Annotated in this window: 13 protein-coding genes and 1 tRNA gene; 9 read left to right on the top strand and 5 right to left on the bottom strand. The window is 72.1% G+C overall.

All coding sequences use genetic code 11. The features are described from left to right. Positions 1-175: 175 nt before the first annotated feature. The 5 genes from eno to RMN57_RS23450 all read left to right on the top strand — a co-directional run bounded on the left by eno (position 176) and on the right by RMN57_RS23450 (position 5,538). Positions 176-1,465, top strand: coding sequence for a phosphopyruvate hydratase (eno, locus tag RMN57_RS23430; RefSeq protein WP_313765300.1), 1,290 nt, complete (start codon positions 176-178; stop codon positions 1,463-1,465). Between the two features lie 130 nt (positions 1,466-1,595). Continuing rightward, a complete protein-coding gene (locus RMN57_RS23435) occupies positions 1,596-2,084 on the top strand; it encodes a septum formation initiator family protein (protein ID WP_313765301.1) in 489 nt (162 codons plus the stop codon). Beyond that, entirely contained in the window at positions 2,056-2,718 is a 663-nt protein-coding gene (locus tag RMN57_RS23440; protein ID WP_380237656.1) for a DUF501 domain-containing protein, read from the top strand. The genes RMN57_RS23435 and RMN57_RS23440 overlap by 29 nt, the downstream gene beginning before the upstream one ends. Positions 2,719-2,720: 2 nt before the next feature. After that, entirely contained in the window at positions 2,721-3,656 is a 936-nt protein-coding gene (locus RMN57_RS23445) for a Ppx/GppA phosphatase family protein (protein ID WP_313767931.1), read from the top strand. Positions 3,657-4,164: 508 nt separating this feature from the next. Further along, positions 4,165-5,538 (top strand): FAD-dependent oxidoreductase, encoded by a 1,374-nt coding sequence (locus RMN57_RS23450; protein WP_313765303.1) that lies wholly within the window; start codon positions 4,165-4,167, stop codon positions 5,536-5,538. A gap of 348 nt (positions 5,539-5,886) precedes the next feature. Here the strand turns inward: RMN57_RS23450 and RMN57_RS23455 are convergent, their stop codons facing one another. Continuing rightward, complete coding sequence (locus RMN57_RS23455; protein ID WP_313765304.1) at positions 5,887-8,445, bottom strand: FtsX-like permease family protein; 2,559 nt, start codon at positions 8,443-8,445, stop codon at positions 5,887-5,889. Positions 8,446-8,492: 47 nt separating this feature from the next. Beyond that, positions 8,493-9,266 (bottom strand): ABC transporter ATP-binding protein, encoded by a 774-nt coding sequence (locus tag RMN57_RS23460; RefSeq protein ID WP_313765305.1) that lies wholly within the window; start codon positions 9,264-9,266, stop codon positions 8,493-8,495. Between the two features lie 382 nt (positions 9,267-9,648). On the opposite strand from RMN57_RS23460, the gene RMN57_RS23465 reads away from it, so the two are divergent. The 3 genes from RMN57_RS23465 (at position 9,649) to RMN57_RS23475 (ending at position 11,297) form a co-directional block, all read left to right on the top strand. Beyond that, positions 9,649-9,730, top strand: a tRNA-Leu gene (locus RMN57_RS23465). Between the two features lie 140 nt (positions 9,731-9,870). Further along, positions 9,871-10,782 (top strand): Bax inhibitor-1/YccA family protein, encoded by a 912-nt coding sequence (locus tag RMN57_RS23470; protein ID WP_313765306.1) that lies wholly within the window; start codon positions 9,871-9,873, stop codon positions 10,780-10,782. Between the two features lie 137 nt (positions 10,783-10,919). Further along, on the top strand, positions 10,920-11,297 hold the full coding sequence (locus tag RMN57_RS23475) for a hypothetical protein (RefSeq protein ID WP_313765307.1): 378 nt from the start codon (positions 10,920-10,922) through the stop codon (positions 11,295-11,297). A 155-nt stretch (positions 11,298-11,452) separates the two neighbouring features. On the opposite strand, the gene RMN57_RS23480 is transcribed toward RMN57_RS23475, so the two are convergent. From RMN57_RS23480 to RMN57_RS23490, 3 genes are all read right to left on the bottom strand, one after another. Continuing rightward, on the bottom strand, positions 11,453-12,421 hold the full coding sequence (locus RMN57_RS23480) for a hypothetical protein (protein ID WP_313765308.1): 969 nt from the start codon (positions 12,419-12,421) through the stop codon (positions 11,453-11,455). A 311-nt stretch (positions 12,422-12,732) separates the two neighbouring features. Next, the gene (locus tag RMN57_RS23485) at positions 12,733-14,001 is read right to left on the bottom strand and encodes an acetyl-CoA C-acetyltransferase (RefSeq protein ID WP_313765309.1); all 1,269 of its coding nucleotides are present in this window, start codon (positions 13,999-14,001) and stop codon (positions 12,733-12,735) included. 118 nt (positions 14,002-14,119) lie between these two features. Then, positions 14,120-15,220, bottom strand: coding sequence for an SGNH/GDSL hydrolase family protein (locus RMN57_RS23490; protein ID WP_313765310.1), 1,101 nt, complete (start codon positions 15,218-15,220; stop codon positions 14,120-14,122). Between the two features lie 246 nt (positions 15,221-15,466). Between RMN57_RS23490 and RMN57_RS23495 the strand changes: the two genes are divergently transcribed. Further along, the gene (locus RMN57_RS23495; RefSeq protein WP_396327944.1) at positions 15,467-16,891 is read left to right on the top strand and encodes a cystathionine beta-synthase; all 1,425 of its coding nucleotides are present in this window, start codon (positions 15,467-15,469) and stop codon (positions 16,889-16,891) included. The last annotated feature ends 333 nt before the right edge of the window (positions 16,892-17,224 follow it).

A 17,224-nucleotide genomic window follows, 5' to 3' on the forward strand; every position in this document is an offset into this window, starting at 1 on the left:
TCACGGGGCAACCAGGTGAACTACCGGTGGGTAGTGCGGCCACACGCTGAGACGGACCCATGGTCGACGTGGCCCCGGGAGCCCGTGCGGTTAGGCTCTGGTCGTAACGACTCCGCAATCGTCCGGCCGACAGCACCCACCGTCAGCCGGACCTGCTTCCGCTAGGAGATGCTTCGTGCCGTCCATCGATGTCGTCGTAGCCCGTGAGATCCTCGACTCGCGTGGCAACCCCACGGTCGAGGTCGAGGTCGGCCTCGACGACGGCAGCACCGGCCGTGCCGCCGTCCCGTCGGGTGCCTCCACCGGTGCCTTCGAGGCGCTGGAGCTTCGTGACGGCGACAAGAACCGCTACTTCGGCAAGGGCGTGGAGAAGGCCGTCCTGGCCGTCATCGAGCAGATCGGCCCGGAGCTGGTCGGCTACGACGCCACCGAGCAGCGCCTGATCGACCAGGCCATGCTCGACCTGGACGCCACCCCGGACAAGTCCTCGCTCGGCGCCAACGCCATCCTGGGCGTCTCCCTGGCCGTGGCGCACGCCGCCTCCGAGGCCAGCGACCTGCCGCTGTTCCGCTACCTGGGCGGCCCGAACGCGCACGTCCTTCCGGTCCCGATGATGAACATCCTCAACGGCGGCTCGCACGCGGACTCCAACGTCGACATCCAGGAGTTCATGATCGCGCCGATCGGCGCGGAGTCCTTCTCCGAGGCCGTCCGCTGGGGCGTCGAGGTCTACCACACCCTCAAGGGCGTCCTGAAGGAGCGCGGCCTCTCCACCGGCCTCGGCGACGAGGGCGGCTTCGCCCCGAACCTGGACAGCAACCGCGAGGCCCTGGACCTCATCACCGAGGCCATCAAGAAGGCCGGCTACGTGCCCGGCCGCGACATCGCGCTGGCCCTGGACGTCGCCGCCTCCGAGTTCTTCAAGGACGGCGCCTACCAGTTCGAGGGCAAGTCCCTCTCGGCCGCCGAGCTGATCGAGTACTACGCCGAGCTGGTCGCCGCGTACCCGCTGGTCTCCATCGAGGACCCGCTGGACGAGTCGGACTGGGACGGCTGGAAGGCCATGACCGTCAAGCTGGGCGACAAGGTCCAGCTGGTCGGCGACGACCTGTTCGTCACCAACCCGCAGCGCCTGGCCAAGGGCATCGAGACCGGCACCGCCAACGCGCTGCTGGTGAAGGTGAACCAGATCGGCTCGCTCACCGAGACCCTGGACGCCGTCGAGCTGGCCCAGCGCAACGGCTACCGCTGCATGATGTCGCACCGCTCCGGCGAGACCGAGGACGTCACCATCGCCGACCTGGCCGTCGCCACCAACTGCGGCCAGATCAAGACCGGTGCCCCGGCCCGCTCCGAGCGCGTCGCCAAGTACAACCAGCTGCTGCGCATCGAGGAGATCCTCGACGACGCCGCCGAGTACGCCGGCCGCGGCGCGTTCCCGCGGTTCCGCTCCGCGGACCAGTAAGCCCCGTAAGCACGAGGGCTGACACACACTGCTCCCGCCGGTGCCCCGCCTGTTCACCCCGTAGGGTGGACGGCGGGGCACCGTCGCGACCGGGCGGCGCCACCGTCGCGACCAGGAGGGGACACCGGAGATGGCAGGCTGGAGGATCCCGGGCTTGGCGGCCCGGCCCCGCTTCACGAGCCGGGCGACCGTCCTCGTCCTGGTGCTCTGCTCCCTCGTCGCGATCCTGGCCTACCCGACCCGGCAGTTCATCTCCCAGCGCTCCGAGATCTCCGCCCAGCGGGCGAAGGCCGAGCACGCCCGGCAGCAGGTCGAGCAGCTGCGCCGGGAGAAGACGCGCTGGCAGGACCCGGAGTACGTCAGGGCGCAGGCCCGCGCCCGGCTGCACTACGCGATGCCGGGGGAGACCCCGTACATTGCGGTGGACCCGGCCGGCCAGAGCGCCGCCAAGCCCCCCGCGGCTCCGCCCGCGCCGTCCGACGGTGCGGCCGCCGCCCCGGCGAAGGCCGCCAAGCCCTGGTACGCGAGCGTCTGGGACTCCGTGGACGCCGCCGACACCGCCCCGCCCTCTCCACCCGCCACTGCCCCCGCTGGAGCCAGCTCCCCCCATGACCACTGAGAACCACCCCTCCGTTCCCGACGCCGACGTCGCGGCCATCGCCGCCCAGCTCGGCCGGGTCCCGCGCGGTCTGCGCGGCGTGGCGCACCGCTGCCCCTGCGGCAACCCGGACGTCGTGGAGACGGCCCCCCGGCTCGCGGACGGCACGCCGTTCCCGACCCTCTACTACCTGACCTGCCCCAAGGCCGCCTCGCTGATCGGCACCCTGGAGGCGGACGGCGTGATGAAGGAGCAGACCGCCCGGCTCGCCGAGGACCCGGAGCTGGCCGCGGCCTACCAGAAGGCGCACGAGGACTACATCGCCCGCCGTGACGCGATCGAGGTGCTGGAGGGCTTCCCGAGCGCCGGCGGCATGCCGGACCGGGTGAAGTGCCTGCACGTGCTGGTCGGTCACTCGCTGGCGGCCGGCGAGGGCGTCAACCCGCTCGGTGACGAGGCGCTCGGCATGCTGGAGGACTGGTGGGCCAAGGGCCCGTGCGTCTCCCCGGCCGAGGTCGAGGCCGCCGGCGAGCGGGTCCTGCGCAACCGCGCCAAGGACGAGGACCACGCGGCGGTGATCGCCGCCAAGGAGCGGAAGACCGCCGAGCGCGCCGCCAAGCGCGCCGCGCAGGAGCCCGGGGAGGACGGCGAATGACGGTGACCAGGGTGGCCGCTATCGACTGCGGCACCAACTCGATCCGCCTGCTGGTCGCGGACCTCGACCCGGAGACCGGGGCGATCACCGACCTGGACCGCCGGATGATCATCAACCGGCTGGGCCAGGGCGTGGACCGCACCGGCCGGCTCCACCCCGACGCGCTGGCCCGCACCTTCGCGGCCTGCCGCGAGTACGCGGAGATCATCCGCGGCTTCGGCGTCGGCCCGGAGCGGCTGCGCTTCGTCGCCACCAGCGCCTCCCGCGACGCCGAGAACAGCGACGAGTACGTCAAGGGCGTGCGGGACGTCCTGGGCGTCTCGCCCGAGGTGGTCAGCGGCGAGGAGGAGGCCCACCTCTCCTTCGTCGGCGCCACCAAGGAGCTCACCGGCGGTCAGTTCCCGGCGCCGTACCTGGTCTTCGACCTCGGCGGCGGCTCCACCGAGTTCGTGCTGGGCGCGGAGGACGTCCAGGCGGCCCGCTCGGTGGACATCGGCTGCGTCCGGCTCACCGAGCGGCACTTCGGCGGCGCCGAGCTGCCGTCGGCGGAGCAGATCGCCGAGGCCCGCGCGCACGTCCGGGCGGAGCTGGACAAGGCCGAGGAGGTCGTCCCGCTGACCGGCGCCGCGACCCTGGTCGGCCTGGCGGGGACGGTCACCACGGTCTCCGCGATCGTCCAGGACCTGCCCGGGTACGACTCGGCGGCGATCCACCACTCGCGGATCAGCCGCGAGGAGGTGGCCCGGGTCGCCGACGAGCTGCTGGCCGCCACCCACGAGCAGCGGGCGGCCATCCCCTCGATGCACCCCGGCCGGGTGGACGTGATCGCGGCCGGCGCGCTGGAGCTGCTGGAGATCATGGAGCGGACCGGCGCCGCCGAGGTGGTCGTCAGCGAGCACGACATCCTGGACGGGATCGCCTGGAGCATCGCCTCCTGAGCCCTCCCCGGCCGCTGCCGGGCTCCCTGCCGGGCTCGCCCCGGTTCTCCGCGGAACCCCTTGCGGGGTACGGCCCGTCGGCCGTCCGCAGGCCTTACCCGACCGGCCCCGGACCCCTCTCGGGGGCTCCGGGGCCGGGGCGCGCGCGGGGTCGCGCGGCAAAGTTCGTGAATTTCTTCACATGGCGATCCCGTCAATCGTCGTGGTCCCGTGCCCGCAACGTCCGAAATGTGGGACTGAAGGCCTGCCCCGCCCGCCGCCCGCTGGATCGCAGGCTGTGCCCCGCCGAAGGTTTGAAATTCGAAATCATGCACGGGAACCCAGGCCCCACACGGATCGTTGCTGCTCAGCGGGCCCGTTGGTGCGCGGGCGCTCACAGGGGGGTCGAACCGGCCGTGAGCCGGCCCCCGGGGCCGAAAACGGGGGCGCGGAGTGTAGCACGGGGTGTCCAGCACCTTGTGAGCGGGCTCACGAAGAGTGCTCCGGGGCGTGCTGGATACTTTCGGATATGAGCACCACGGAGCGTCCTCGCATCCTCATTGTCGGCGGTGGTTACGTCGGCCTGTATGCCGCGATGCGCATCCTCAAGAAGATGCGCTACGGCGAAGCGACCGTCACGGTCGTGGACCCGCGGTCGTACATGACGTACCTGCCCTTCCTTCCCGAGGCGGCCGGCGGCAACGTCGCGCCTCGCAACCTCGTCGCGCCGCTGCGCAGCGCCCTGAAGAAGGCGGAGGTGCTCACCGGTGCGGTCACCGGTGTGGACCACGCCCGCAAGGTCGCCACCATCCAGCCCGCGGCCGGCGACTCGTACGAGCTGCCCTTCGACTACCTGGTCGTCGCGACCGGCTCGGTCTCCCGCACCTTCCCGATCCCGGGTCTGGCGGAGCACGGCATCGGCATGAAGACGGTCGAGGAGGCGATCAGCCTCCGCAACCACGTCATGGCCCAGCTGGACAAGGCCGAGTCCACCACGGACGAGGCGATCCGCCGCAAGGCCCTGACCTTCGTCGTCGTCGGCGGTGGCTTCGCCGGCGTCGAGACGATCGCCGAGATCGAGGACATGGCGCGCGACGCCGCCAAGATCTACAAGACCGTCAGCCGCGAAGACATGCGCTTCATCATGGTCGAGGCGGCCAACCGCATCCTCCCCGAGGTGGGCCCGGACCTCGGTCTGTGGACCAAGGAGAAGCTCGAGGAGCGCAACATCGAGGTCTTCATCGAGACCTCGATGGACTCCTGCGTCGACCAGCACGTCGTGCTGAAGAACGGCGTCGAGGTCGACGCCTCCACCATCGTGTGGACGGCCGGCGTGAAGCCGAACCCGGTGCTGGCCAACTTCGGCCTGCCGCTCGGCCCGCGCGGCCACGTCGACACCGCGGCGACCCTCCAGGTCCAGGGCTTCGACTACGTCTGGTCCGCCGGCGACAACGCCCAGGTGCCGGACCTCGCCTCCGGCGAGGGCGCCTGGTGCCCGCCGAACGCGCAGCACGCCTGCCGTCAGGCCGTCGTCCTCGGCGACAACGTGATCTCTGGCATGCGGGGCTTCCCGCAGAAGGAGTACAAGCACAAGAACCTCGGTGCGGTCGCCGGTCTCGGTCTGCACAAGGGCGTCGCGATCCTCTTCGGCAAGGTGAAGCTGAAGGGCCGCCTGGCCTGGTGGTTCCACCGTGCCTACCACGGCGCCATGGTCCCGACCGTGAACCGCAAGATCCGCGTCTTCACCGACTGGACGCTGGCGATCTTCCTGAAGCGCGAGACCGTGGGTCTGGCGCAGATGGAGAAGCCGTTCGAGGCGTTCCAGGAGGCCGCGGGCCCCGCGCCCAAGCCCGTCGAGGCCGCCAAGCCGGCCGCCGACAAGGAACTCGCCAGCAGCAAGTAAGCGACTGTGATCCCGGTGTGGGAGCACCGGGGTATGAGTCGGAGGCCCTCCGCCCGGCAGTGTCGCCGGACCACGACCTCCGTGGTGCTCAGCCGGCCGTGCGACCGGGCGGAGTACATCAGCACGAGAAGGCCCCCAGCCGGACCCTCCGGCGGGGGCCTTCCGTCGTTCGCACCACCGTGTCCGGGGCCGGGCGCGCAAGGGCCCGACCCCCGCGTGTCCGGCCCCCGGGCGTCTCACCGGCATCCGGCCCCGGGCGGCCGGAGCCCCGGACGCGTGAAGGCCCGGACGCGGAAGGGCCCGGACGCGCGAAGGCCCCGGCTGCCCGGGGCCTTCGGTGACCTCGCGTCAGTCGGTCTTGATGCTCGCCAGGATGTCGAGCCTGGAGGCCCGGCGGGCGGGCCAGAAGGCGGCCACCAGGCCGACCACACCGGCCAGCGCCAGGAAGAGCAGCAGCTGCCCGTACGGGAGCACCGTGGTCAGGCCCTGCAGGCTGGACTTCAGCGTGCCGTTGATCGCCCAGGCCACGAAGCAGCCGAGCAGGACGCCGATCCCGGCGCCGAAGACCGAGATCACCACGGACTCCAGACGGACCATCCGCTTGATGCCGCCGCGGTCCAGGCCGATCGCCCGCAGCATCCCGATCTCGCGCTTGCGCTCGAAGACCGACATGGCCAGCGTGTTGACCACCCCGAGGATCGCGACGATCACGGACATCGCCAGCAGGCCGTACATCATGTTCAGCGCGAAGCTGATGGTCTGGCTGAACTCGTCCCGGACGTCCTGCAGCGACTTGACCTCGATCACCGGGTTGGCTCCGGTGGCGTTCTTGAGCGACTGCTTCAGCGTGTCGCTCGCGCCGTCGGTGCCCTTGACCAGGACGTCGCTGATGTACGGCTCGGGCTCGTGCTTGACGATCTCGGTGTTGGCCAGGACGACCGGGCCGAGCATCCCGCCCGCCTGGTAGACGCCGCCGACGGTGACCGTGCCGGTGGACTTGTCCGGGTAGGTGAGCGTGACGGTCGAGCCGGTGTCGAGGCCGTTCTTCTTGGCCACGTCCGCGTCGACCAGGATCCTGCCCTGACCGAGCGCGGCGGCCGAGCCGCTGGTCATCTTCATCGCGACGAGCTTGTCGAAGCCGTCCGCGTTCAGGCCGGTGATCGACCGGGTGCTGCCGTTGAGCTTCCAGTAGACCGTGGTGAGCGGCGAGGAGGCGGCCACGCCGGGGGCCTTCGCGAGCTCGGCCGGGACCTTCTCCGACAGGCCCATGCCGTTCGCCGCCCCGACCACGTAGTCGGCCTTCATCGTGCTGGTGACGGCCTTGTCGATCGCGCCGCCGATCGAGGAGCCGAGCACCGTCAGGCCGCTGACCAGGGTCAGGCCGATGGTGAGCGCGGCCGCGGTGGCGGCGGTGCGGCGCGGGTTGCGGACGGCGTTCTGCCGGGCGAGCTTGCCGGGCGTCCCGAACAGCCGGCCGAGGACCGGGCCGACCAGGGCGATCACCGGGCGGGAGAGCAGCGGCAGCAGGATGAAGACGCCGAGCAGGGCGAGCAGGGCGCCGAGGGCGACCGGCATCCGGCCGTCGCTGTTGCCGGTGGAGGCGCCGAAGGCGATCAGCGCGACACCGCCGGCGGTCAGCACCGAACCGATGGTGTTGCGCACCACCAGGCTCTTCTGGGTGCCGGGCTGGTCACCGCTGCTCATCGCGGCGACCGGGGCGATCCGGGAGGCCCGCATCGCGGGCAGCAGGGCGGAGAGCACCGTGACCAGGACGCCGACCACCAGGGTGACCGCCACCGTCATCGGCTTGACGACCAGGGAGCCGCTGGGCATGCCGCTGTCCAGCGCGCCGACGAGGGACTGCAGACCCGCACCGATCCCGATACCGGCCACCAGGCCGGCCGCGGCGGAGACGGTGCCGATCACCAGGGCCTCGACCAGCACCGAGCCGGTGACCTGCTTGCGGCTGGCGCCGATCGCCCGCAGCAGCGCGAGCTCCTTGGTGCGCTGGGCGACCAGCATGGTGAAGGTGTTGGCGATGATGAAGATGCCGACGAAGAGGGAGATCCCGGCGAAGGCGAGCAGCATGGTCCGCATGGCCTCGGTGCCGGACTCGATCATCTTCTGCTCGTCGTCCTTGAGCTGCCGGCCGGTCTCGGCGTCGATCTGGTCGCCGTCCGGGAGCTTCTGCTGGGCCTGGGCGAGCAGGGCGCTCTCGGTGGTGCCGGGCTTGGCGGTGAGCACGATGCTGCTGTAGCGGCCGGGCTCCAGCAGCAGCTGCTGGGCGGTGGCACGGTCGAACAGGGTGAGCGTGCCGCCGGAGTTCACCACCGGGTCGTCGGTGCTGAAGACACCGGTGAGCTTCGCCTCGACGACCGGGCCGTTGGAGGCGACCCGGACGGTGTCGCCGACCTTGTAGCCGCCCTTGTCGGCGGTCCTGCGGTCGAGCGCGACCTCCTTGCCGGTCTTCGGGCCCTGGCCCTCGACCAGCGGGTAGCGGGCGTCCCGGCCGTCCGCGCCGGGGGAGTAGTTGGCGCCCTTGGCGGCCCAGGCCTTGCCGATCAGGTTGCCGTTCTTGTCGGCGACGCCGGTGAACCCGCTCACCACACCGCGGGCGCTCGCCGTCCCGGGCAGGGCGGCGAGCTGCTGGACGGTGGCGTCGGTCAGGGTGGCGGGGCTCTTCTCGCTCTTCTCCCGGGCGGTCGCGGAGGTGCCCGCGGCCCGGTCGACGATCTGGACCGACACGTCCGAGTAGCTCTTGGAGTTGCTGTCCCGCATGGCCTTGCCGAACGTGTCGGAGAAGACCATGGTGCCGGCGACGAAGGCGGTGCCGAGCATGACGGCCAGGGCCGTCATCAGGAGTCGGCCCTTGTGGGCGAGCACGTTGCGCAGTGCGGTGCGATACATGGGGTGTCCTGTGGTCTGCGGAGGGGCGGGCTGCTGCCGGTGGAGCGTCAGCTCGTCCGGCCCTTGGCGTCGAAGCGGCGCATGCGGTCCAGGACGGTGTCGGCGGTGGGGTGGGTGAGTTCGTCGACGATGCGGCCGTCGGCGAGGAAGACGACGCGGTCGGCGTAGGCGGCGGCGACGGGGTCGTGGGTGACCATGACGACGGTCTGGCCGAGTTCGCGGACGGAGTTGCGGAGGAAGGAGAGGATCTCGGCGCCGGAGCGGGAGTCGAGGTTGCCGGTGGGTTCGTCGGCGAAGACGATGTCGGGCTTGCCGGCGAGGGCGCGGGCGCAGGCGACGCGCTGCTGCTGACCGCCGGAGAGCTGGCTGGGGCGGTGGCTGAGGCGGCCGGAGAGGCCGACGGTGTCGACGACGCGGTCGAGCCAGGCCTTGTCGGCCTTGCGGCCGGCGATGTCCATAGGGAGGGTGATGTTCTCCAGGGCGGTGAGGGTGGGGAGGAGGTTGAAGGCCTGGAAGATGAAGCCGATGTGGTCGCGGCGCAGCTGGGTGAGCTGCTTGTCCTTGAGGCCGACGAGTTCGGTGTCGCCGATGGTGGAGGAGCCGGAGGAGACGGTGTCGAGGCCGGCCATGCAGTGCATGAGGGTGGACTTGCCGGAGCCGGAGGGGCCCATGATGGCGGTGAACTCGCCCTGGGCGAAGGCCACGGTGACGTTGTCGAGGGCGACGACGCGGGTCTCCCCCTCCCCGTAGACCTTGTTCAGGCCGGTGGCGCGGGCGGCCGCCCGGCCGGTGCGGACGGCGGTTGCGGTCGACGTGGTCACGGGGGTGCTCCTTGGGATCGCGGGCTGCGGACGGCGCCGGGGACGGCTGGACGGCCGGGCCCCGAGGGGGGCTTCCGGCCGTACCTCCATGCTCCGACCTGCGACCCCCCTTCTCGTCGCTCCGCCGGACGGTTGGTCCGACCGCCGCTGGGCGTACGCCCAGGTGGGGCCCTCATCCTCCGGTATGACACCGACCCTGACCGGAGTGCGGTGGCCGGATCCCGCGCTTTCCCTGGCCAAATCACGAACTGTTCGTCAGATGGCAAGGAAACATGACAACTTCCCCGGCTGGGAACATGCGAAAGAGCGATGCGGGCGACTAGGCTCAGGGGTGGCCTCGATGGAACGGAGCACCGCCACCGCCGCGGCCGGTCCACAGGACGCCCGGATGGTGGAACGCAGACACGGGCAGCTTAAAACTGCTTGGCCGAAAGGCCGTGCCGGTTCGAGTCCGGCTCCGGGCACCGTTCTCGCGGGGACGCCGATCCGGCGTCCCCGCCGGGTGCTGTTCGGCGGATCCTCCTCGCGGCGTATCCCGATTCCTTTGCCAAGCCATTACCCTTGTGCTTCGGGCGGTGCAGTGCCGCCACGGAGGGAATGAGCAATGAGAAGCAGCAACCCGGTCTTCTCGCGGGAGGGGTCCTTCACCCGCGAGCCCGGCTACGCGGGTTTCGGTACCACGCAGGCCCCGCAGGCCGGGAGCCCCTACGCCACCAACCCCTACGGCCGGAGCGGTCCGTACGACAACAACCCGTACGGCAACAACCCGTACGCCCAGCAGGCCCCGGGGCAGCAGCCGCTGACCGACGACCAGCTGGTGGAGATGTACCGCGCGCCCTCCGCCGGTCCGCTGGCGACGGGTCGGATGACGCTCGACGACGTGGTCGCGCGCACCGCGATGACGCTGCTCACCCTGGTCGCCGCCGGTGGCGTGGCCTGGTTCGCACTGCCCGACCGGAATTTCGGGCTCGCCGGCGGCGCCTCGCTGATCGCCTTCGTGGTCGCCATGGTGATCTCGTTCAAGCGCAGCGTCAGCCCGCCGCTGATCCTGCTCTACGCGGGCCTGGAGGGCTTCGCGCTCGGTGCCGTCACCAAGGTGTTCAACACCATCTGGCCGGGCATCGCGATCCAGGCGGTGCTGGGAACGGCGGCGGTCTTCGCGGCGATGCTGATCGCCTACAAGACCGGCCGGATCCGGGTCACCCCGCGCTACACGCGGATCGGCATCGCGATCGCCATGGGCTTCGTGCTGCTGCTGCTGGTCAACATGGTCGCCGGGATGTTCGGTGCGGACATGGGGCTGCGCTCCGGCCCGCTGGGCATCGTGGTCGGCCTGATCGGCATCGGCCTCGGCGCGTTCTTCCTCTCGCTGGACTTCGCGGCCATCGAGGAGGCCATCGCCCAGGGCGCCCCGCAGAAGGAGGCCTGGCGGGCCGCCTTCGGGCTCACCCTGTCGCTGGTCTGGATCTACATCGAGATGCTGCGGCTGATCGCCATCCTGCGCGGCGACGACTGACCCCGCACCACCTCCGCGCCGCAGGCCCTTCCGGCCGAGGCGCACTCCCACCGGGCCCCGGAGCCGAGCGCTCCGGGGCCCGGTGGGCGTTCGGCCCGGCCCGGCCCGATCCACGGGGCAGGCCTTAGGCTCCCGGTATGCCCGAAACAGCCTCCCTCGTCGAAGCCGTCGACTCCCTGGCGGACCGCTACCGCTCGATGCCGCAGAGCCGTCTGCTGGGCGCGGTGCCCGGCCACCCCTCGCGGGCGGCGGCCGCGCTGGCGCTCGCCCGGTGGCTGGCGGCGGCCGCGCAGAGCGCGGAGGGCGGCCCGGTGCGGGAGTTCCCGGACGCCGGGGCCTTCGTGGTCGGAGACCAGCTTGCGGTGGCCGGGCACGACCTGGCGGCCGCGCTGGCCGCGCTGCCGGCGGAGGCGCCGGTGCCGCTCCCGGAGCCGCTGGGCGGGCCCGCGCCGGCCGCGGCGGTGCTCACCGCGGCCCTGGCCGAGGTGGCGGCCACCACCACCCTCTGCGCCTGATCCTGCTCCCGCGGCACCGACCCGCCCTCCGAGGGCGAGCGGGCGACAACAGAGCGACAACAGAGCGACGACAGAGCCGGCCGGATCGATAACCCCTTCGATCCGGCCGGCTTTCGGGTACGGCGTGTGCGGTCGGCCACGGGCGGCCGCTCGGGTCAGATGCTGGCGACCACCCGGTCGGCGAGTACGTAGACGGCGTCCTCGTCGGTCGAGAAGGTCAGCGAATAGGAGCCGGAGAACCGGGAGCCGCCGAGCAGCCGGACGTCCTCGCCGGCCCGGACGGCGTCGATCAGCCGGTACGCGGCCTCGCGGTCGCCGGGGGCGACGCAGAGCGTGGTGCCGTCGGCGAAGGCGTACACGTCCAGGGTGCCGAGCGGGCCGGGGCGGACGTCCACCAGGGCGATGCGGTCCTCGGCCAGCGCGGTCAGCCGGGTGTCGGTCCACTCGCGGGACGGCGCCTGGCTCGGCACGAAGTCGGGGTGCGAGGGGTGGCGGCGCGGGTCCGGGGCGGCCGCCGGGGCCTCCTCGACGGCGGCGTCGGCGTCCAGCAGACCGGCCTCCAGGCCGGTGGCGAGCAGGTCGGCCTCGCGGCGGGCGCGCGCGTCGCCGCCGGCGTCCGCGGCCGGGTGCCCGGTCGGGTGGCCGGCCGCCGGGTGACCGGGCCGCAGCGGGGCGCCGCCGTCGGTGCCGGGCTCGGTCGGGGCGGCGCCGCCCTCGTTGATCAGGTCCTCCAGCGCGGAGCGCAGCGCCTCGCCGAACTCCGGGTCCATCGTGCCCGCGTTGTCGACGGCCTCCTGCGGCCCGGTCGGGCGGGGGAAGAAGAGCGGCCACTCGTCGGTGGTGCCGAGCACGCTCGCGAACGGGGAGTCGAACAGCGGCGCGTCCTCGGCCGCGCGGGCCTCCTGCTCGGCCCAGAACGCCCGGGCCTCGGTGATCTCCCGCTCGCGGTCGGCGGCGAGCGCCTCGGCGACGGCGCGGCGTATCGCCGCCTCGTCGACCGGCGCGGGTGCGGCGGTGGCCGCGGCCTGCGCGTCCAGCCTGCGGGAGAGTCCCCGGACGTGGAGCAGCACGGCGGTCGACACGGCGATCAGGATCAGCAGCAGGATGGTGTAGACGGCGCTCACGGAACGTACTCCTAGGGAGGAGTGGAACGGGGTTACGTCTCCACACTGCCGCATGCGGGGCTGTTACCGCAGTGGCGAATGTCTAATTTGTCCGTGACTTTCGCTCTTGTCCCCAAATTGTTAGGTAACACCGTTCTACGCTGCGGAGTTGATCCGCTCCGCACCGTCGATTTCCGGTCCGGAATCGAAAGAAGAGAGGGCCGGATCGACCTCGCGGTGTGATCCGGCCCTCAATTACTCTGCGTCACTCCAAACGGGTGGTCTGGACCCCCGGGGGTTGACGCGGGCGTGCGGTGTGCGCTCTGCGGGGCTCAGCTGAGCCGCTCGATGACCATCGCCATGCCCTGACCGCCGCCGACGCACATGGTCTCCAGGCCGAACTGCTTGTCGTGCCACTGCAGCGAGTTGATCAGCGTGGTGGTGATCCGGGCGCCGGTCATGCCGAACGGGTGGCCGACCGCGATGGCGCCGCCGTTGACGTTCAGCTTGTCGAGGTCGATGCCGAGGTCCCGGTAGGACGGGATGACCTGGGCCGCGAAGGCCTCGTTGATCTCGACCAGGTCGATGTCGTCGATGGTCAGCCCGGCGCGCTTGAGCGCCTGCTTCGAGGCCTCGACCGGGCCGTAGCCCATGATCTCGGGGGAGAGCGCGCTGACGCCGGTGGAGACCACCCGGGCGAGCGGGGTGATGCCGAGCTCGCGGGCCTTGGTGTCGGACATGATGACCAGCGCGGCGGCGCCGTCGTTCAGCGGGCAGCAGTTGCCGGCGGTGACGGTGCCGTCCGGGCGGAACACCGGCTTCAGGCCGGAGACGCCCTCCACGGTGACGCCGGCGCGCGGGCCGTCGTCCGTGCTGACCACGGTGCCGTCGGGCAGCGTGACCGGGGTGATCTCGCGCTCCCAGAAGCCGGCCTTGATGGCGGCCTCGGCGAGGTTCTGCGAGCGGACGCCGAACTCGTCCTGCTCGGCGCGGGTGATGCCCTTGAGCGCGGCCAGGTTCTCCGCGGTCTGGCCCATGGCGATGTAGGCGTCGGGCAGCAGGCCGTCCTCACGCGGGTCGTGCCAGCCCGCCCGTCGCCCGCCACCACCCTCGTTCGAGGCGCTTCGCGCGGCCCCCCAGGTGCCCTCCTCGGCGCGCTTGGCGGTGCGGGCCTGGGCCTCGTCGAAGAGCGGGTTCATGGTGCCCGGCATGCCGTCCGAGGTGCCGTGGATGCTGCGCGAGACGGTCTCGACACCGGCCGAGATGAAGACGTCGCCCTCGCCGGCCCTGATCGCGTGCAGTGCCATCCGGGTGGTCTGCAGCGAGGAGGAGCAGTAGCGGGTGATGGTGGCGCCGGGGAGGTAGTCCATCCCCATCTGGACGGCCACGATGCGGGCCAGGTTGTGGCCCTGCTCGCCGCCGGGCAGGCCGCAGCCCAGCATCAGGTCGTCGATCTCGCGCGGGTCGAGCTGCGGCACCTTGGCCAGCGCGGCGCCGATGATGTGCGCGGTCAGGTCGTCCGGGCGGACGTCCTTGAGGGAGCCCTTGAAGGCCCGGCCGATCGGCGAACGGGCGGCGCTGACGATGACGGCTTCGGGCATGGCGGGCTCCTCGCTGAGTGACCTTCGGACTGTCCTTCGGGCAGGGGCGCCCGGGCGACCGGCCGACCCGGGGCCGGGCGGGCGGGGACGTCCGGGAGGAAAGTTACCGCCTGGTAGGTCAGGCGTCACCCGCACCAGCGTGTGAGCTGGCCGACGTATTCCCGTCCGCGGGGCTCCCGTCCGCGGCCGGGGGCCGGCCGGGCTCCCCGGCCGGCTCCGCCGACCCCGCGGCCGGCAGGCCGACCCGCAGCCGCTGCCGCAGCAGTGCCCAGCGCCGGACGGTGCCCTCGGCGCCGACCGCGGCCACCTCGGTGCCCGACCGGCCGGCCGCGGCCGCCGCGGCCACCGCCACCGGCAGCACCGCCTCGCCGGGGACCTGGCCGGCCGGCCGCTCCTCCTCCGGCCAGAGGCCGAGCGCGGCGCAGACCGAGGGCAGGACGGCCATCGCCGCGGTCGCGTAGCCCTGGGCCGAGGGGTGGTAGCGGTCGGCCGCGAACATCTCCGGGCGCGCCGCGAACTCCGGCCCGAGCAGCGAGCCGAGCGAGACCGTGCGCCCGCCCGCCTCCACCACCGCGATGGTCTGCGCGGCCGCCAGCTGCCGGCTGAGCCGCCGGGCCACCCAGCGCAGCGGCGGGCGCACCGGCTTGATGGTGCCGAGATCGGGGCAGGTGCCGACCACCACCTCGCTGCCGTTGGCGCGCAGCGCCGCGACCGCCTCGCCGAGCTGGCGCACCGCGAGCTGGGCGGGGCTGTGCCGGGTGACGTCGTTGGCGCCGATCATGATCACGGTGATGTCGGGGCGGTGCGGCAGGGCCAGCTCCAGCTGCCCGGAGAGGTCGACGGAGCGCCCGCCGGAGAAGGCGACGTTGACCAGCCGGACCGGCCGTTCGGCCACCGAGGCCAGTCCGGCCGCGAGTAGCGCGCCGGGTGTCTCGCGGGCCCGCAGCACGCCGAGGCCGGCGGCGGTGGAGTCGCCGAGGAAGGCCAGGACCAGCGGGGGCTGGGGTTCGGTGCCGTCGGCGAAGGCCTCGCCGTAGACGCCGTTGGCCTTGGGCGGATCGCCCTCCAGCATGCCGATGGCCTGGATGGCCAGCTTGCTCTCGGTCAGCAGCACACCGACCAGGCCGACCCCCAGCAGGCCGAGCCCCCCGCCGCCGTAGGCCGCCGCGGTGGCGATCCGGCGGGCCACCCGGGCCCGCGACTCCTGCGCCCCTGGCATCCGGTGCCCCCTTCACGTCGTCGTGCCGCCCCCGGCGGGGCATCTCCAGTGCACCTGATACACCCCTCCTACCCGCGTTGGCGGCGGCCTACGACGGGGGTGGGCCATTCGTGGCAGGGGTCGTGCGGCGCCGCTGACCGGGGCGGCGGCGGGGCGGCGGCGTGGCGGGGTGCGTGGCGGGTGTGCCGTGGGGGAGGGCTGGGGCCGGTGGCACGCCCTAGGCTTTGCAGTACCGAAAGCACTCGCATGCCCACAACCGGGAGGACCCCCGTGCGGTACCACAACTCGATCATCGACCTGGTCGGCAACACGCCGCTGGTCAAGCTGAACAAGGTCACCGAGGGCATCAGCGCGACCGTGCTGGCGAAGGTCGAGTACTTCAACCCCGGCGGCTCGGTGAAGGACCGGATCGCGATGCGCATGATCGAGGCCGCCGAGGCCTCGGGCGCGCTGAAGCCCGGCGGCACCATCGTCGAGCCGACCTCCGGCAACACCGGCGTCGGCCTGGCGATCGTGGCCCAGCAGAAGGGCTACAAGTGCATCTTCGTCTGCCCCGACAAGGTGTCCACCGACAAGATCAACACGCTGCGCGCGTACGGCGCCGAGGTGGTCGTCTGTCCGACCGCCGTCGCCCCGGAGCACCCGGACTCCTACTACAACGTCTCCGACCGCCTGGTCCGCGAGACGCCCAACGCCTGGAAGCCGGACCAGTACTCCAACCCGGACAACCCGGCCTCGCACTACTACTCCACCGGCCCGGAGCTGTGGGAGCAGACCGAGGGGAAGATCACCCACTTCGTGGCCGGCGTCGGCACCGGCGGCACCATCTCCGGCACCGGCAACTACCTGAAGGAGGTCTCCGGCGGCAAGGTCAAGGTGATCGGCGCCGACCCGGAGGGCTCGGTGTACTCCGGCGGCACCGGCCGGCCGTACCTGGTCGAGGGCGTCGGTGAGGACTTCTGGCCGACCGCCTACGACCGCAACGTCGCGGACGGGATCGTCGCCGTCTCCGACAAGGACTCGTTCCAGATGACCCGCCGCCTCGCCAAGGAGGAGGGCCTGCTGGTCGGCGGCTCCTGCGGCATGGCCGTGGTGGCCGCGCTGGAGGTCGCCCGCGACCTCGGCCCGGACGACGTCGTGGTCGTGCTGCTGCCGGACGGCGGCCGCGGCTACCTGTCGAAGATCTTCAACGACGACTGGATGGCCGACTACGGCTTCCTCCCGTCGGCCACCGACGAGGCGCACATCGGCGAGGTGCTGGCCCGCAAGGACGCCATCGAGCACGAGGGCATCCCGCAGTTCGTCCACATGCACCCGAACGAGACCGTCGCCGAGGCGGTCCGGGTGCTGCGCGAGTACGGCGTCTCGCAGATGCCGGTGGTCTCGCCGGGCGCCGGGCACCCCGACATCATGGCCGGCGAGGTGATCGGCTCGGTGGTGGAGAAGCTGCTGCTGGAGGGCGTCTTCTCGAACGAGATCCAGCTGACCGACACGCTGGACAAGGTGATGTCCAAGCCGCTGCCGGTGGTCGGCTCGGGCGAGACGGTCACCAACCTGATGACCGTGCTGGAGAAGGACGACGCCGCGGTGGTGCTGGTCGAGGGCAAGCCGCAGGGCATCGTCACCCGCCAGGACCTGCTGGGCTTCCTCACCGGCCGGACCGGTCACTGACCCGAGGTCAGTCCCGCCCCGCGCCGCGGCGGATAAGGGTTCGTCCGCGGGTGAAGTGGTACACCGGCGTCACCTGTACGCAGCACGCGCTTAACACGGCTCGTGCATCGTTGGGGTCAACGGCGAGACGCCGAGCGAGACGAGGACGACCGGCCGGGAGCGGCTCCCCGGCGGCCGCGATCGTCTCAGGACACGCAGGTCGGCCCTGATCCGGCCGGCCGTGTCCCCTCCGCGGGAGGCGCCGTCGTCCCGCTCCTGCCCGGCTCCGGCCGGTGACAGGGTGCGGTGGCTCCCGCGGCAACCGCCGCGCCGCTCGGCGCGTCTCCGCGGCTC

This window comes from Kitasatospora sp. CM 4170, assembly GCF_032110285.1.
Lineage (GTDB): Bacteria > Actinomycetota > Actinomycetes > Streptomycetales > Streptomycetaceae > Kitasatospora > Kitasatospora aburaviensis.

Excerpts from the sequence above, each read along its gene's own strand:
- RMN57_RS23435 (WP_313765301.1), top strand. The coding sequence starts at position 1,596 with ATGGCAGGCTGGAGGATCCCGGGCTTGGCGGCCCGGCCCCGCTTCACG.
- RMN57_RS23450 (WP_313765303.1), top strand. The coding sequence starts at position 4,165 with ATGAGCACCACGGAGCGTCCTCGCATCCTCATTGTCGGCGGTGGTTAC.
- RMN57_RS23455 (WP_313765304.1), bottom strand. The coding sequence starts at position 8,445 with ATGTATCGCACCGCACTGCGCAACGTGCTCGCCCACAAGGGCCGACTC.
- RMN57_RS23470 (WP_313765306.1), top strand. The coding sequence starts at position 9,871 with ATGAGAAGCAGCAACCCGGTCTTCTCGCGGGAGGGGTCCTTCACCCGC.
- RMN57_RS23475 (WP_313765307.1), top strand. The coding sequence starts at position 10,920 with ATGCCCGAAACAGCCTCCCTCGTCGAAGCCGTCGACTCCCTGGCGGAC.
- RMN57_RS23485 (WP_313765309.1), bottom strand. The coding sequence starts at position 14,001 with ATGCCCGAAGCCGTCATCGTCAGCGCCGCCCGTTCGCCGATCGGCCGG.
- RMN57_RS23490 (WP_313765310.1), bottom strand. The coding sequence starts at position 15,220 with ATGCCAGGGGCGCAGGAGTCGCGGGCCCGGGTGGCCCGCCGGATCGCC.
- RMN57_RS23495 (WP_396327944.1), top strand. The coding sequence starts at position 15,467 with ATGCCCACAACCGGGAGGACCCCCGTGCGGTACCACAACTCGATCATC.